Consider the following 13,895-nt stretch of genomic DNA (forward strand, 5'->3'; position numbering starts at 1 on the left):
ACGCCGCCCCTTTTCACCGCTTGGTGATGTGCTAGACCCTTTCTGAACCATCCCGAAGCGAATTTTTGCGGAGCCCAAGCATGGTCAAGACGCCGAAGATGCGGCATTCGAAAAGCCGTCGCGAGCCGGTGACCATCGAACTCGAACCCGGCGCCGTCTCGCGCGTTGCCGACGAGAATGCCGCCAACGGGCGGACCGACGAGGCGAAGGCGGAGGAGGCGGCGAACGCGTCGCAGCCAGGAGCGCCTGAAGAACCCATGCATGCCGACCAGACCGACATCGAGCCGTGGGAACATGCCGATGCGGCCCCGCCCGCCGGTCCGGAAGAGCCGGCAGAGGGCGGCACCAAAGGTCCTGAAGGACCCAAACCGACTTATCCGGCCGGCTCAGACGCATCGGCGAAACGGGCCTTCGACTACAGCTTCGACGACGCATCTGCCAAAGCCAGCGGGATGGGGGCCAAAGAAGCGCCGAAGGAAGCCCAGGCAGGGGATGAAGGCATGGCAGCACAGCCGAGGCGTGGCGGCATCAACGGCATCGCTGCCGGCATTATCGGCGGCGTCATCGCGCTCGCCGCCGCCGGAGGGCTGCAGTTTGCCGGCCTGCTCGGCGCGCCGGGTTCGGGCGGCGTGTCGCTCGATGGCGTCAATGGCGAAATCGCTTCGCTGAAGAGCGAGATTGCCGGGCTCAAGGACACAGCCGGCAACAATGATGCGTCGGCCAAGGTGGACGGGTTGTCGTCGGCCCTGGATCAGGTCAAGACGGATGTCGCGGCGCTGAAATCGGCGGTCGAGCAGGGTGGGGCCGGCGACACTGCCGGGCTTGCTGCCCTTGGCGACAAAGTCAGGCAGATCGAGACGACTGTTGCTGCCCTTGGTCAGGCAGGCAATACGGCGCCGGTCGATCTCGGGGCGCTCAACGAAAAGCTGGCCGGGCTCGACGCGGCGGTGAAATCCGCCGGTGAGGCGGCATCGGCGCAGGAAGGCCGGCTTGCGGCGCTGGAACAGTCAGTGTCGCAGCTTTCCGGCAAGGTCGAGGCACAGGCGGGACAGCCGAAGATCGCGCTCGCCATCGCCGCTTCGGCGCTGAAGGCAGCAGTCGACGGCGGTGCGCCGTTCGCCGCCGAGCTCGAAACGTTTGCGGCGATTTCACCGGGCGCACCGGAGATCGCAACCTTGCGTCCCTACGCCGAAAAGGGCGTTTCGACACGTGCCGAGATCGCCGCCGAAGTGCCCGCCGCGGCCAATGCCATGGTCGCTGCCACCGAGCCCGTCGACCAGAATGCCGGCTTCCTGCAGAACCTTTTGTCGAGCGCCGAATCACTGGTCAAAGTCAGGCCGATCGGTGCCGTCGAAGGCGCCGGCGCACCGGAAACCGTCGCGCGCATGGAGGTGGCGGTCAGCCAGGGCGACTACGCCAAGGCGCTCAGTGAATACGATACACTGCCCGAGGCGGTGAAGGCCGCCGGCGCCGACTTTGCCGGCAAACTGAAGGCGCGGATCGAGGTCGAGACACAGGTCGACGCGTTGATCGCTGGTGCGATGAAGGCGTGAGGAAAACCCGATGATTCGCATTCTGCTTTTCCTCGCCGTCGTTTTCGCGCTCGGGCTGGGTTTCGCCTGGCTGGCCGACCGGCCGGGCGAGATGGTCGTCACCTTCAGCGGCTATCAGTATCAGGTCAGCCTGATGGTGGCGGCGGTGGCGGTCGTCGCCGTGGTTGCCGCGGTGATGATCGTCTGGTGGCTGATCAAGTCACTGTGGAACAGCCCCTACACCATCTCGCGCTATTTCCGCGTGCGCCGCCGCGACCGTGGCTATCAGGCGCTATCGACCGGCATGATCGCCGCCGGCGCCGGTGACGGAGCACTCGCCCGCAAGAAGACCAAGGAAGCGGCAAAGCTGATCCGCTCTGACCAGGAGCCGTTGATCCAGCTGCTGGAGGCGCAAGCCTCTCTGCTCGAAGGCGACCACGAGGGCGCCCGCGAAAAGTTCGAGACCATGCTCGACGATCCCGAAATGCGGCTGCTTGGCCTGCGCGGGCTTTATCTCGAGGCCGAACGCCTCGGCGATCGCAACGCGGCGCGCCACTATGCCGGCCGCGCCGCGGCGATGGCGCCGCAGCTGGCCTGGGCCGCTGAATCGACGCTGGAAGACCTGACCGGGCGCGGCGACTGGGACAGCGCGCTGAAATTGGTCGAGGCGCAGAAATCGACGCGCCAGATCGAGCGCGACGCCGCCAACCGGCGCCGCGCTGTGCTGCTCACCGCCAAGGCACAGGCGCTGATCGACAGCGATCCCAATGCCGCCAAAACCGCTGCTCTCGAGGCCAATCGACTGCGGCCGGATTTCGCGCCGGCGGCGGTCGTCGCAGCCAAACTGCTGTTCAGGCAGAACGATGTGCGCAAGGGCGCGAAGATCCTCGAAGCGGCGTGGAAAGCCGAGCCGCATCCGGAGATCGCCGAGCTTTACACCCACGCCCGGCCTGCCGATGCTGTCCTCGACCGTCTGAACCGGGCGAAGAAGCTGCAGGAGATGAAGAAGAACCACGCCGAATCCTCGCTGACGGTGGCGCGCGCCGCGCTCGATGCGCAAGATTACAAGACCGCCCGCCAGGAGGCCGAGGCAGCCATTCGCATGGATCGCCGCGAAGGCGCCTATCTGCTTCTGGCCGACATCGAGGAGGCCGAGACCGGCGATCAGGGCAAGGTGCGGCAGCTTCTGTCCAAGGCGGTGCGTGCACCGCGCGATCCGGCCTGGGTTGCCGACGGCCTCGTCTCCGAACGATGGGCGCCGGTGTCGCCGATCACCGGCAGGCTCGACGCCTTCGAATGGCGGGCACCGATGGAGCGGCTCGGTCAGCTCATCGACAGTAATGAGGACGCGGCGGATGCCACGGTGCCGACCATTGCGGCGCCAATCAAGCCGGCAAAGGAAAATGTGATCGAGCTGAACCCCGCTGTTTCGGCCGAAAGACCGACCACCGCGACGGCATCGGAAAGTGACGAAGACCAGGTAGCGCCGGTCACCGCCGCGGCCTTTGCCGCGGTGCCGCCGGATGCCGAATCTGTCGAACCGGCGGAGGAACTGGCCCGGCTGCCCGACGATCCTGGCGTCGATCCGGACGACGAAGACCAAAAATCACCACGCAAGTTTCGGTTGTTTTGATTTGGCTGAGCTTGATAGTTTTGGCCGATGGGAAGTAAGAATCACATGTTCGAACGTGTTCTGTCGTTTCTGAAGGACCTGCCAGCAGGTGGCAGCGCCCGCAACAACGCCGATGATCCGCGCGTTGCCGCATCCGCCCTTCTCTACCATGTGATGAGTGCCGACGGCGTGCGTCAGGATGCCGAATGGGAGCGCTTCAAGGCGGTGCTGGCGGAAAGCTATTCGATCAGCGGCGACGAGCTCGACGCGCTGGCCGCCGCCGGCGAGCGGGCCGACAATGAGGCGATCGACCTCTACGCCTTCACCAGCGTGTTGAAGGGCCAGCTCGATCCGGACGCGCGAAAAGCCTTCATCGGCCTGATGTGGGAAATCGTCTATGCCGATGGCGAATTGCATGAACTTGAGGACAATATCGTCTGGCGGGTCGCCGAGCGTGCTGCATCAGGAGAGTTCGAGCCCCGGGCGCGTCGGCCACATGCTTATCGAAGAAGGCTTCGACCTCGATCTCCGCTGCCCGCCGCTCGGCGACGCCTTGCCGGAAACACTGGACGGTCATGCCGGAACCGTGGTGTTCGGCGGACCGATGAGCGCCAATGACGAGGATGACTTCGTCCGCCGCGAGACCGACTGGCTGAAAGTTCCGCTCAGGGAGAACCGGCCGTTGCTCGGCATCTGCCTCGGCGCGCAGATGCTGGTCAATCATCTTGGCGGCAAGGTCGAGGGTCATGGCGAGGGGCTGGTCGAGATCGGCTGGTATCCGCTGAAGGCGACGGAGGATGGCCGGAAGCTGATGCACTGGCCTGACATGGTCTACCAGTTTCACCGCGAGGGCTTTTCGCTGCCGCGAGACGCGACGCTGCTGGCGACGGCCGAAACCTATCCCAACCAGGCCTTTCGTTATGGCGACAATGCCTGGGGCATCCAGTTCCATGGCGAATTGACCCGGGCGATGATGCAGCGCTGGGTCGTTCGCGGCGCGCACCGCTTCGAGTTGCCCGGCGCGCAGCCCGGCCGCGACCACCTCGGCGGCCGGCTGATCTGGGACATGCATCTGAAGCGCTGGCTCGGCGAATTCCTGCAGACGATCTTCGGCAAGCCCGCGCTGTCCTAATCTAGTCTAACAGCTGACCCTTTGTGAGACGCGCTCGCTGGTCGCCCTTCGTCATTGTCGTCGTCTTGCGCTCAGCTGAGTTCTTGGGCGAGCCCGATGAGAAGCCCTTCAGGCCCGCGGATGTAGCAGAGCCGATACGCGTCCTTGTACTGGACTACTTCGCCTACGAGCTGCGCGCCGCGATTGCGGAGCCTTTCAAGCGTCTCGTCGATGTCGTCCACGGCGAACATGACGCGGAGGTAGCCTAGAGCGTTAACCGGGGCGTTGCGGTGATCCGCGACGGCAGGCGGCGTGAGGAAGCGGGATAGCTCGAGCCGGCCGTGGCCGTCCGGCGTGCGCATCATGGCAATCTCGACGCGCTGATCGCCCAGTCCAGTGACCCGTCCGGCCCATTCTCCTTCGATCGTGCCCCGCCCTTCGAGCTCAAGACCGAGCTCGCGAAAGAAATCGATCGTCCCTTCGAGGTCATCGACGACGATTCCTACGTTGTCCATCCGTTTGAGCGCCATGTGTCCAATCTACAAGGTGTCGTCCTAGGCCGTAAACTCATAAAACTGCTTGCCAGGTGAGCATTCAGGGCTCTGGAAGGGAGCCTTGTGATGCGTCGCTGGTTGATCTGAGGGATTTTGCTCTTCGCTACTGGATTAAAAGGTTATGAGACTGCGGCCTAACGTATGCCGGGGCGCGCTTCTGGCGACCATTGCGACGATTGTTTCGAAGAGTTCGTCCCGCGCCTGCGCGGCCGTGATTTCTTCGGTCGCGGCAGCATAGGACAGGGCCTCGGCTGCGCCGAGCATCGCCCAGAGGCCCGCTGAAGCGACAGCACCAGTTCCGGCGAATGGGGCAAGCGCAATCCGGCACCTCTCGATGAACGCCGTCTCGCAGTCGCGCTTGATCCTTTCAAGCTCAGGCGAACCGGCCAGCGCCGCGATGACACCGGGTATCTCGCGGCCTTGGAGAAGCACGCAGTCGACATAGGAAGACGCGATGACCGCGGCTCTGCCCGTCAAGGTCGGTTCGCTCGCCTGAAGCGCTGCGTCCATGAGCGAATTCTGGCGCGCGTCGAATTCCCGGTAGAGCGCCGCCAGCAGCCCGGACCGCGTGCCGAAATGGTCGTAAACGACGGGTTTTGTAACAGCCGACTGCTCGGCCAGCCGCCCGAGCGTCAAGGCTTCCGTTCCTTCTTCCCCGATCAGCCGCCATGCGACGTCCAGAAGTTGGCGATGCCGTTCCTCCCGCGACAGGCGGCGACGCGGTCGCGAATGGGAAGTCTGCTCCCTTGATCCGGCGCTTGACATGCTTATGTACCATTAGTAACTTACTAAGAGTATATAAGCCTGGCCCTTCGGCCGCAACCAATCAGCAGGAGTTTTGATATGCACGCGCTGATCGTTATCGCGCATCCCGATCCCAGCTCGCTCAGCCATAGCGTCGCCAGGCATGTCGCCGAGGGTGTGTCCCTATCCGATCCCGGCAATTCCTTCGAAATTGCGGACCTTGCGGCGGAAGCTTTCGATCCAAGGTTCACCGCGACTGATCTCGCCGTTCATCGCAAGGGAGCACCGCCCTCAGCCGATGTTGCCGCCGAGCAAGCGAGGATCGATCGCGCCGATGCTCTTGTGCTGGTCTATCCCGTCTACTGGTGGTCGATGCCGGGGCTTCTCAAGGGATGGATCGATCGGGTATTCGCGAACGGTTGGGCTTACGATGAAGGCCCGGACGCCAAACTGGTGAAGAGGCTTCGCCACCTCCGGGTTCATTTGGTTGCCATCGGCGGCGCCAATTTGCGAACCTATGCGCGGCACGGCTATTTCGGAGCCATGAAGACGCAGATCGACCATGGCATCTTCGATTATTGTGGTGCGTCCGTCGTGACGTCCGAGCTCCTGCTCGGCTCGGAGACGCAGGATCCGGCCTCTCATTTCAGCGCCGCGCGCGCCATCGGCGGCAACCTCTTCAAGGCGTCCGCGCGAGGCGCGGAGGCAGCATGACCGCGTAGCGCACCGGCAGCACATGGGCACGGTGTTCGCGGCCCCCGTGCCTGGATCAGTGCCGCCTGAAGCGCCTACAATTCCTGCCGGTTCGACCGAAGCAGGATGTCGTTGACGTCAGACCGGCAGGCCGTTCTGCTTTCGCAGGCTTTTGTCGAATGCGGATGCGGGGACGAAACGGCGCAGGAAACTGACCTGGCGTGCCATTTTTCCCGCCGCATAGCGCCTCCTCGGAACGGAATCGGTCGCTGCTTTCAAGACCGTCCCGGCTACAATTTCGGGAGCATCACCTGTTTCCATCGCTTTGCGCAGGATCACATCCATGCCAGCGCGCGCAGCGTCATAGATTTCAAGCAACTGGTCCGGCCTGGCGAGATTTTCTTCAAATGACGTACGGGTATAGGCAGGCTCGACCAACACGACTCGAATTCCGAGAGGGCGCAGTTCGTGGTCGAGCGATTCGGAATAGCCCTCGATGGCATGTTTGGTCGACGCATAGAGCGCGGAATAGGGTGCTGGGATCAAACCCAGCACAGAACTCAAATTGACGATTCTGCCCGTCCCTTGACGGCGCATTGTCGGCAGGACTGCGTTGGTCACGCGGAGAACGCCGAAGACGTTCACGTCGAACAGCGCCTGAGCCTGGACGGTCGAGGACTCCTCTGCGCCTCCGAGCAGGCCGACGCCGGCATTGTTGACGAGCAGGTCGATACGCCCGGCTTCAGCCAACACGTCATCGACCAGTTTCGCAACGGACGCGTCATCGGTGACGTCGCAGGTCAGCATGGTAACGCCGTCGGATCGTTCGGCGACCGCACGACGGCTGGTTCCGAACACGCGAAAGCCCGCGTTCTGCAGGGCTTTGGCCGTTGCGTGCCCGATGCCGGTGGATGCGCCCGTCACCAGGGCGACGCCTAGATTGGTCTTGTTCATGGAAATCACTTCTTTCTTTGTGCTGGATTTGCCGGCTGCAGGCGTGCGCAAATGGAGATAGGCGCACGCCCCCGCTCCGATGAGGCCATTACTCGGCAATGGCCCCAGTTTGCTGGTTGGACACTGGTCCCACCTCGGTGACGGTAAGCTTGTCGCCGGAGCGCGAAATCTCGAGGTTTTGCTCAGGCTCGCCCAATTTCCGCGGCACGGATATCGTAGCCGACTGCCCTTCGGCGAGAGTGGCCGAGAAGCGCAAGGGAATCCCGGTCTCTCCTTCCGCTATCGTTGCGATCACCCGATAGCCGTCATTTTCGTCGGTGTAGTGTACGACGCCGCGAAAACCGCCGAGATCGATACTCTCCCCGGCCATGGCCGACAGCTCACCGGCATGCAACGGGGACGCGGCCAGGAAGAATGCCGCCACGCCACCAATAAGGTTGATCATCGCGAGGCTCCGTTTGGATGGCGCCGATCTCGGCTGGCCGGCGGCGACATGATGCATCGGTTGCGCGCTCTGACGGTTAAATTCCGGGTTGGTCTTGTTCATGAGGGTCACTCCTTCTTTGTGCTGGATTGCATTTCAAAAAGATGTTACTATCATTTCGATATTAAGTCACTATCAAAATGATATTAACATGAAAAATCTTTCCGATGCCTTTTGCCCGATCGCCCGCGGCCTCACCTGCGTCGGCGATGCGTGGAGCATGTTGATCCTTCGCGACGCGAGCCTGGGCCTCACGCGCTTTGACGAGTTCCGGAAAAGTCTGGGCATCGCTCCCACCATTCTGACCCGGCGGCTGGCGACGCTGACGGAAGAGGGACTTCTGGAAAAGCGGCGCTACTCGGAGCGGCCTCCGCGCGATGAGTATGTGCTGACGGCGGCCGGACGCGATTTCTTGCCGGTGCTCATCTTACTGGGTGCGTGGGGACGCCAGTACCGCGGCGAAGGCAGGTTGGCGCGATACGTCGACGCAGAGACAGGAGAAGAAATCGAGCCGGTGGCCGTGGATGCCGTCACAGGGGCAAAGATCGGCACCCGCCCGATTCGCGTTGCAACACCCGAATAGCATCCGCGATCGCAAGCGCCGGGCTGCCAGGCGGTCGGAAGTCAATCACCGGACTCTGCGATGCTTGCGCCGGCCAGCTGGTCCGTCCAGCGCCGGAATAGCGCGCTGGCATTGACGCCTCCGAAGCCGAAGCCGTTGGAGATCGCGTAGTCCATTCCCATCGGCCGGGCTTGGTTTGCGACGAAGTCGATCCCGTCGCCCGCTGGATCCGGAGCGCTCAAATTAAGGGTTGGTGGCGCCACTTGATCCCTCAGCGCCAGGATTGCGAAGATGGCTCCAAGCCCGCCGGCGGCTCCGAGCAGGTGTCCGGTCGCCGATTTGGTTGCGCTGACAGCTATGCTGGAATCTGCGCCGAAGATTCTTTTGATCGCCGCGATTTCCCCGAGATCACCGACTGGCGTGGAGGTCGCGTGCGCATTGAGATGATGCACCTCACGCGCCGAAATGCCGGCTTGGGCAATCGCGATCTCGATGGCTCGGCGCGCGCCCTCGCCGTCCTCGGGACCGGAGGTGACGTGATGAGCATCCGCCGTCGTGCCGTAGCCGACGAGCTCGGCGAGTGGTTTCGCGCCGCGCGCAAGCGCGTGGCTCAGTTCCTCGATAATCAGGATGCCGGCCCCTTCACCCATGACGAAGCCGTCCCGCGACGTGTCGAAGGGGCGCGAGGCTTGAGCCGGCGTCTCATTGAAGCCGGTGGAAAGAGAGCGTGCGGCAGCAAACCCACCGAGACTGACGATGTTCATGCATGCTTCCGTGCCGCCGCACACGGCGATATCGGCTTCATTGGCGCGGATAAGACGGGCCGCGTCGCCGATCGCCTGAATGCCGGCCGCGCACGCCGTCACCGGTGCGCCGAGTGGCCCCTTGAGACCATAGCGGATCGAGATGTGGCCTGCCGCAAGGTTAACCAGGAAGGACGGCACCGTAAAAGGCGAGAGACGGCTGACGCCGCGCCCGTCGACCGTGCGCACCGCCTCGGTTATGGCTGGGAACCCGCCGACCCCTGAAGCAATGATCGTTGCCGTGCGCAGGCGAGCCGCTTCCAAGGCAGGCTTCCATTTCGCCTGCGCAAGCGCCTCTTCTGCCGCCGCCAGCGCAAAGAGAATGAACCGATCCACCTTGCGCCGATCTTTCGCAGCCAGGATGGCATCGGGATCGAAACCAGCGTCCGGATCTTCTTCCAAGGAGGGAACCACGCCGCCGATCTTCGCCGGCAGGTCTCCCACGACATCGTCCGAAAGTCTACGAATGCCCGAGCGACCGGCCAGGAGGCGTGACCAGGACGCTTCGACATTGGCAGCAAGGGGCGTGACCGCTCCCATGCCTGTAACGACAATTCGTCGCATCTACTCTCCTATCAATTTGGGTGCGCCGCCAGCGTTGCCTACGCCGTTCAAGCGGCGACTGCTTCGCGAACCTGATCGGTCGCCGCATCCAGAAAAGCCTGCGCGAGATCGGGGTCGTTGACGACGCGCGAGAGCAGCACCGCGCCGACCATTGTCGAGAGAATGGCCATGGTCTTGCCGCCAGCCTCCTCGCCGTCGGCCTCGCTAATCCAACTGCCGAGCATCTCAAGGTATTCCCTGATCCCGGCCTCGAATGACGCCTTGACCTCGGCACCCTGTCTGGCGGCATCCGAGCCGAGCGCCACGACCGGGCAGCCGTCCATCTTTTCTCCGCGATGGCCCATGCTGAGGTAGAATGCGATCACCGCGCCGAGCGGATCCTCAGGCTTTGCCGCAGTCGCGGCCGACCATCGGTGAGTGGCGCTCTCCATCGCCCGCCTGGACGCCTGCGCCGCCAGGTCCTCCTTTGATGCGAACTGCTTGTAAAAGGCGCCCTGGGTCAGACCGGCTCCCTTCATAAGATCTTTAAGGCCGATGCCGTCAAAGCCGCGCTCCCGAAAAAGGCGGCTTGCCACATTGATCACGGTTTCACGGTTTTCCGCGGCCTGCATGCGACTCACGCGCATCATCATCTCCTTTTTTAGATTGCATTCGTAATCTATAACCCTTATAGAGGACGAACGCAATCTATTTCGAGATGAGGCGATGGGCATGAAAAAGAGACCCGCCATCTTGCTGGCGGGCGTGGCGGCGAACGTCGTCAAAATCACCGGACGGGAGCGCCACACGGTGCCCTCGATCACGCCATCGAATAAGTTTGGAGGAGAGGTCAAATGCTATACAGTTATTTTGTCGAGAAATCGATCCGACAGAGCTTCGACCACGTCAACAACCATCGCTGGAATGAGGCGGTGAAAGCACTCGTGCCGCGTGTCCGTCACCGCGTTTCCGGCGCCCACGCGCTTGGCGGTGAGCGCCACGACAAAGAAGCCGTGCGCCGCTGGTTTGAGCGCCTCGGCCGCGTCCTGCCCAATCTCCATCTCACGGTCAACCATATCTGGGTGAAGGGCTGGCCGTGGCATACCACCGTATTTGCCCAATGGGACGGCACCGCAACGCTGCTCAACGGCGACGCGTCGTACGTCAACCGTGGTCTCCACGTGTTCACCCTGCGGTGGGGCAGGGTCTATGCACTCGAGGAATTTTACGATTCACAAGCAGCGGCCCGCGGTCTTGCCGCCCAAGCGGCAGCTGGCCTCGAAGAAGCTGCCGCCGAACAAATTGTGAGCTAGCAGCTCGCTTGGACGGGCACCTCGACGGTGACGCCGCGGGGTCGCCTTCGTCGTTGGCGCGGTCCTCGCTGGGCATCGCCCGCAGACGACCCATCCGCCCGAATTCGATCACCTCTGCCGTCTGCTGCGCCCGGATCAGTGCGCTCTGGATCAGTTTCGCCCGTTGAGGTGGCGCACCTTGCGCAGCTGCGGGAACAGCACCGCCCACAACCCGGCGACAATGACTGCGCCGACGCCGCCAATCACCACCGCGGGCACGGTGCCGATCAACGCCGCCATGGTGCCTGCGCGGAATTCGCCGAGCTCGTTGGAGGCGCCAACGAAGACCTGGTTGACGGCGTTGACGCGACCGCGCACCTGGTCCGGGGTCCACAGCTGGATCAGCGTCTCTCTGATATAGACGCTGAACATGTCGGTGGCGCCGAGCAAGGCGAGTGCTGCGATCGACAGCCAGGTGATAGTGGAGAGGCCGAACACCACGGTAAAGGTGCCGAACAGCGCGACGAAGCCGAGCATCACTAGGCCGGCGTGGTTGCGGATCGGATGTCCGGCCAGCCAGATGGCAACGCAGATGGCGCCGATGCCCGGTGCCGAGCGCAACAGTCCGAGGCCCCACGGGCCGAGTTCGAGGATGTCGCGCGCGTAGACCGGCAGCAGTGCTGTGGCGCCGGACAAAAGCACGGCGAACAGATCGAGCGAAATGGCGCCGAGCACGATCTTCTCGCTCCAGATATAGCCGAAGCCGGCAAACAGGGTCTGCATCGTCGGCTTGTCGGTCTCGCTGCGCTGGGCTGGCTTCGGGATGGTGAAGATCAGCACCGCGGCGACAAACATCAGAACGGCAGCGGTGCCGTATGCTGCTTCGGCCGAAAGCCCGTAGAGCAGGCCGCCGGCGACGGGTCCAATGATGGTTGCCGTCTGCCAGGCTGACGAATTCCAGGCGATTGCGTTGCCAAAATCCTCTGGTGGCACGAGATTGGCGAACAGCGACGCTGCGGCCGGTCCGAAGAAGGCGCGCGCGATGCCGAACATGGCGAGCACGCCGAAGATCAAGCCCGGTCCGCTAAGGCCGCGCAGCGTCAGCAGCAGCAGAGCCAGCGCGCAGATCGCCTCCAGCAGGACCGTCAGCGCCATAATCAGACGGCGTCCGAAACGGTCGGCGACCACCCCGGTGACCAGCACCAGCAGCAGCGAAGGCAGGAACTGGACAATGCCGACAAGCCCGAGATCGAACGGATCACGGGTCAGGTCATACACCTGCCAGCCGACGGCGACGGATACGATCTGGGTGGCGAATGTGGAGAGGAAGCGCGCCGCCCAATAGCTCAGGAAGGGTTTGTGGCGGAAGGCGGCATAGCGCTGGTCGGGTGATGTTTGTTCGGCTGTCATTTGTGAATGGCCCCGGCGAGACTGTGTATCGGCCGGCGGGGCTCTTCCACAATGGGCGCTGGTCCGACCACAGCGCTTTTTAGCGCAGTTCGGTGCGGGGCGCGCGCAAAAATCGGCTCTGGATCAAGGGTTTCCAGGTGAGATTGGCGAAATTCTTTTCGAAGGCGTCCTTCTCCCCGTCACTATACGGGGAGAAGTGCCCGGCAGGGCGATGAGGGCAGCGCAAACCTGAAGCGATCAGGGAGATGTCCGCCGGGCTTCGAACGGCGTGTCAGACCGTGGCCTTGGGCTTCCTGGTCTTCTTGACGGGCGCCGGCGGGGCGGCCTTACGGCCGAGGCCGATTGCCTTCGCCAGTTGCGAGCGCGAGGCCGCATAGTTGGGGGCAACCATCGGATAGTCGGCCGGCAAGCCCCATTTGGCGCGGTAGGCGTCCGGTGTCAGCCCGAAATGAACACCGATATGGCGCTTCAGGGATTTGAACTTCTTGCCGTCCTCAAGGCAGACGATGTAGTCCGGCGTTACCGATTTCTTTGGGTTGACCGCGGGGATCAGCGGCGCTGCCACCGGAACGGCGGGTTGTCCGAGTCCACCTATCGACGCGCTGACGCTCGCGATGAGATCGCCGAGGCCGGAAGCGGGCAAGCGGTTCTTCTCGACGTAGGCGGACACGATGTGAGCGGTCAGCTCGAGAAGGTCGATGTCCTTGCGGGCCTTGTTGCTGTCGTCGGTCAATCTATTTTCTCCGTCCGTGGGGGTCATAGAGTTCCTAGTCGGCAAATCTGCGTAACGCAATGACGCCGAGCCACGTCGCACATTATTTTGAATAACAATACTAACGGCAGGGTCGGTTCAACAGGTCTGACCCTAAACCGCCATAATATCAGATAATCAGGGATTTGTCGCGCCACAGTCGAAACCCACCTTCGAAGGCGCGTGTGTTGTCGCCGCGCCTGCAACCGGCAGGCAACTCGTCGAGTTCGTCGACATTGCCGCCGCCGATGACCACATAGTCAGGCTGCATGGCGGCGCGAAGCCGCTCGATGACGTCGAAGACGTGCTTGCGCCATTTCTTCCTGCCGCGCTTCTCCAGGCCGCGTTCGCCGACATAGTCCTCGAAACTGCGGCCCTTCTTGTAAGGAAGATGCGCGAGCTCCATCGGCTGGGCGACGTTGTCTACGATCATCGCAGCACCCAGGCCCGTTCCCAGACCCAGGAACAGCATGCGCCCACCCTCGTAGCTGCCGACAGCCTGCATCAACGCGTCGTTGATCACCTTCACCGGCTTGCCGAACTGCGCTGCGAAGTCGCATCCGACCCAGCCCTTTCCGAGATTGGCCGGGTCGGTCAGCGGCCGGTTGTGATGCACCGGGCCGGGATAACCCATCGAGACGACGTCGTAGGGCAAGCCATCGGCGAGTGCCTGCACGGCCGCGATCATCTGCTGCGGCGTCAGCCCGGGTCCGGAATCGGCCTTGCGCTCCTCGCCGCCGGCGCTGGTAAGGATCTTGACATGGGAGCCGCCAATATCGATCGCAAGCACGATCTTTTCGCTGTCCTGTGCCGGCTTTTTCGCCACCTTGGCCATTGCGTCGCCTCTCCA

The 13,895-nt window shown here is 63.1% G+C and carries 16 protein-coding genes; 7 read left to right on the forward strand and 9 right to left on the reverse strand.

The window, feature by feature from the left end; genetic code table 11:
• The first annotated feature begins 80 nt into the window (after positions 1-80).
• From CIT25_RS13275 to CIT25_RS13290, 4 genes are read left to right on the forward strand one after another with little or no spacing between them, the layout of a single operon-like run.
• Entirely contained in the window at positions 81-1,553 is a 1,473-nt protein-coding gene (locus CIT25_RS13275) for a COG4223 family protein (protein ID WP_095484937.1), read from the forward strand.
• Between the two features lie 10 nt (positions 1,554-1,563).
• Positions 1,564-3,165, forward strand: coding sequence for a heme biosynthesis protein HemY (locus tag CIT25_RS13280; RefSeq protein ID WP_095484938.1), 1,602 nt, complete (start codon positions 1,564-1,566; stop codon positions 3,163-3,165).
• Between the two features lie 45 nt (positions 3,166-3,210).
• Positions 3,211-3,762: a tellurite resistance TerB family protein gene (locus CIT25_RS13285; protein ID WP_245329833.1), complete on the forward strand. Its 552-nt coding sequence runs from the start codon at positions 3,211-3,213 to the stop codon at positions 3,760-3,762.
• Complete coding sequence (locus CIT25_RS13290) at positions 3,647-4,276, forward strand: glutamine amidotransferase (protein WP_245329843.1); 630 nt, start codon at positions 3,647-3,649, stop codon at positions 4,274-4,276. The genes CIT25_RS13285 and CIT25_RS13290 overlap by 116 nt, the downstream gene beginning before the upstream one ends.
• Before the next feature lie 71 nt (positions 4,277-4,347).
• On the opposite strand, the gene CIT25_RS13295 is transcribed toward CIT25_RS13290, so the two are convergent.
• Together CIT25_RS13295 and CIT25_RS13300 are read right to left on the reverse strand one after the other, a co-directional pair.
• Positions 4,348-4,785, reverse strand: a complete 438-nt coding sequence (locus tag CIT25_RS13295) for a VOC family protein (RefSeq protein WP_095484940.1) — start codon at positions 4,783-4,785, stop codon at positions 4,348-4,350.
• A gap of 135 nt (positions 4,786-4,920) precedes the next feature.
• Complete coding sequence (locus tag CIT25_RS13300) at positions 4,921-5,574, reverse strand: TetR/AcrR family transcriptional regulator (RefSeq protein ID WP_095484941.1); 654 nt, start codon at positions 5,572-5,574, stop codon at positions 4,921-4,923.
• A gap of 78 nt (positions 5,575-5,652) precedes the next feature.
• On the opposite strand from CIT25_RS13300, the gene CIT25_RS13305 reads away from it, so the two are divergent.
• Positions 5,653-6,267 (forward strand): NAD(P)H-dependent oxidoreductase, encoded by a 615-nt coding sequence (locus tag CIT25_RS13305; RefSeq protein ID WP_095484942.1) that lies wholly within the window; start codon positions 5,653-5,655, stop codon positions 6,265-6,267.
• Between the two features lie 117 nt (positions 6,268-6,384).
• Here the strand turns inward: CIT25_RS13305 and CIT25_RS13310 are convergent, their stop codons facing one another.
• Both CIT25_RS13310 and CIT25_RS13315 read right to left on the reverse strand, forming a co-directional pair.
• Positions 6,385-7,200 carry an oxidoreductase gene (locus CIT25_RS13310; RefSeq protein WP_095484943.1) on the reverse strand — a complete coding sequence of 272 codons (816 nt, stop codon included), beginning with the start codon at positions 7,198-7,200 and terminating at the stop codon, positions 6,385-6,387.
• Positions 7,201-7,288: 88 nt separating this feature from the next.
• Positions 7,289-7,747 (reverse strand): hypothetical protein, encoded by a 459-nt coding sequence (locus CIT25_RS13315; protein WP_245329834.1) that lies wholly within the window; start codon positions 7,745-7,747, stop codon positions 7,289-7,291.
• Positions 7,748-7,835: 88 nt separating this feature from the next.
• Here CIT25_RS13315 and CIT25_RS13320 point away from each other — a divergent pair, with 88 nt between their 5' ends.
• A complete protein-coding gene (locus CIT25_RS13320) occupies positions 7,836-8,267 on the forward strand; it encodes a winged helix-turn-helix transcriptional regulator (RefSeq protein WP_206072938.1) in 432 nt (143 codons plus the stop codon).
• Positions 8,268-8,308: 41 nt separating this feature from the next.
• Here CIT25_RS13320 and fabF read toward each other — a convergent pair whose 3' ends face one another.
• Both fabF and CIT25_RS13330 read right to left on the reverse strand, forming a co-directional pair.
• A complete protein-coding gene (fabF, locus tag CIT25_RS13325; RefSeq protein ID WP_095484944.1) occupies positions 8,309-9,613 on the reverse strand; it encodes a beta-ketoacyl-ACP synthase II in 1,305 nt (434 codons plus the stop codon).
• A 47-nt stretch (positions 9,614-9,660) separates the two neighbouring features.
• Positions 9,661-10,239 (reverse strand): TetR/AcrR family transcriptional regulator, encoded by a 579-nt coding sequence (locus CIT25_RS13330; protein ID WP_095485123.1) that lies wholly within the window; start codon positions 10,237-10,239, stop codon positions 9,661-9,663.
• Between the two features lie 207 nt (positions 10,240-10,446).
• Here CIT25_RS13330 and CIT25_RS13335 point away from each other — a divergent pair, with 207 nt between their 5' ends.
• Positions 10,447-10,905 carry a nuclear transport factor 2 family protein gene (locus tag CIT25_RS13335; protein WP_095484945.1) on the forward strand — a complete coding sequence of 153 codons (459 nt, stop codon included), beginning with the start codon at positions 10,447-10,449 and terminating at the stop codon, positions 10,903-10,905.
• Between the two features lie 150 nt (positions 10,906-11,055).
• Here CIT25_RS13335 and CIT25_RS13340 read toward each other — a convergent pair whose 3' ends face one another.
• From CIT25_RS13340 to CIT25_RS13350, 3 genes are all read right to left on the reverse strand, one after another.
• Positions 11,056-12,294 carry an MFS transporter gene (locus CIT25_RS13340; RefSeq protein ID WP_095484946.1) on the reverse strand — a complete coding sequence of 413 codons (1,239 nt, stop codon included), beginning with the start codon at positions 12,292-12,294 and terminating at the stop codon, positions 11,056-11,058.
• Positions 12,295-12,565: 271 nt separating this feature from the next.
• The gene (locus CIT25_RS13345) at positions 12,566-13,027 is read right to left on the reverse strand and encodes a Ros/MucR family transcriptional regulator (RefSeq protein ID WP_095485124.1); all 462 of its coding nucleotides are present in this window, start codon (positions 13,025-13,027) and stop codon (positions 12,566-12,568) included.
• A gap of 148 nt (positions 13,028-13,175) precedes the next feature.
• Positions 13,176-13,880 carry an ROK family protein gene (locus CIT25_RS13350; RefSeq protein ID WP_095484947.1) on the reverse strand — a complete coding sequence of 235 codons (705 nt, stop codon included), beginning with the start codon at positions 13,878-13,880 and terminating at the stop codon, positions 13,176-13,178.
• Positions 13,881-13,895 lie beyond the last annotated feature (15 nt).

It is taken from the genome of Mesorhizobium mediterraneum (assembly GCF_002284565.1).
Taxonomy (GTDB): domain Bacteria; phylum Pseudomonadota; class Alphaproteobacteria; order Rhizobiales; family Rhizobiaceae; genus Mesorhizobium; species Mesorhizobium mediterraneum.

Excerpts from the sequence above, each read along its gene's own strand:
- CIT25_RS13275 (WP_095484937.1), top strand. The coding sequence starts at position 81 with ATGGTCAAGACGCCGAAGATGCGGCATTCGAAAAGCCGTCGCGAGCCG.
- CIT25_RS13280 (WP_095484938.1), top strand. The coding sequence starts at position 1,564 with ATGATTCGCATTCTGCTTTTCCTCGCCGTCGTTTTCGCGCTCGGGCTG.
- CIT25_RS13285 (WP_245329833.1), top strand. The coding sequence starts at position 3,211 with ATGTTCGAACGTGTTCTGTCGTTTCTGAAGGACCTGCCAGCAGGTGGC.
- CIT25_RS13295 (WP_095484940.1), bottom strand. The coding sequence starts at position 4,785 with ATGGCGCTCAAACGGATGGACAACGTAGGAATCGTCGTCGATGACCTC.
- CIT25_RS13300 (WP_095484941.1), bottom strand. The coding sequence starts at position 5,574 with ATGTCAAGCGCCGGATCAAGGGAGCAGACTTCCCATTCGCGACCGCGT.
- CIT25_RS13305 (WP_095484942.1), top strand. The coding sequence starts at position 5,653 with ATGCACGCGCTGATCGTTATCGCGCATCCCGATCCCAGCTCGCTCAGC.
- CIT25_RS13310 (WP_095484943.1), bottom strand. The coding sequence starts at position 7,200 with ATGAACAAGACCAATCTAGGCGTCGCCCTGGTGACGGGCGCATCCACC.
- CIT25_RS13315 (WP_245329834.1), bottom strand. The coding sequence starts at position 7,747 with ATGAACAAGACCAACCCGGAATTTAACCGTCAGAGCGCGCAACCGATG.
- CIT25_RS13320 (WP_206072938.1), top strand. The coding sequence starts at position 7,836 with ATGAAAAATCTTTCCGATGCCTTTTGCCCGATCGCCCGCGGCCTCACC.
- fabF (WP_095484944.1), bottom strand. The coding sequence starts at position 9,613 with ATGCGACGAATTGTCGTTACAGGCATGGGAGCGGTCACGCCCCTTGCT.
- CIT25_RS13330 (WP_095485123.1), bottom strand. The coding sequence starts at position 10,239 with ATGCGCGTGAGTCGCATGCAGGCCGCGGAAAACCGTGAAACCGTGATC.
- CIT25_RS13335 (WP_095484945.1), top strand. The coding sequence starts at position 10,447 with ATGCTATACAGTTATTTTGTCGAGAAATCGATCCGACAGAGCTTCGAC.
- CIT25_RS13340 (WP_095484946.1), bottom strand. The coding sequence starts at position 12,294 with ATGACAGCCGAACAAACATCACCCGACCAGCGCTATGCCGCCTTCCGC.
- CIT25_RS13350 (WP_095484947.1), bottom strand. The coding sequence starts at position 13,880 with ATGGCCAAGGTGGCGAAAAAGCCGGCACAGGACAGCGAAAAGATCGTG.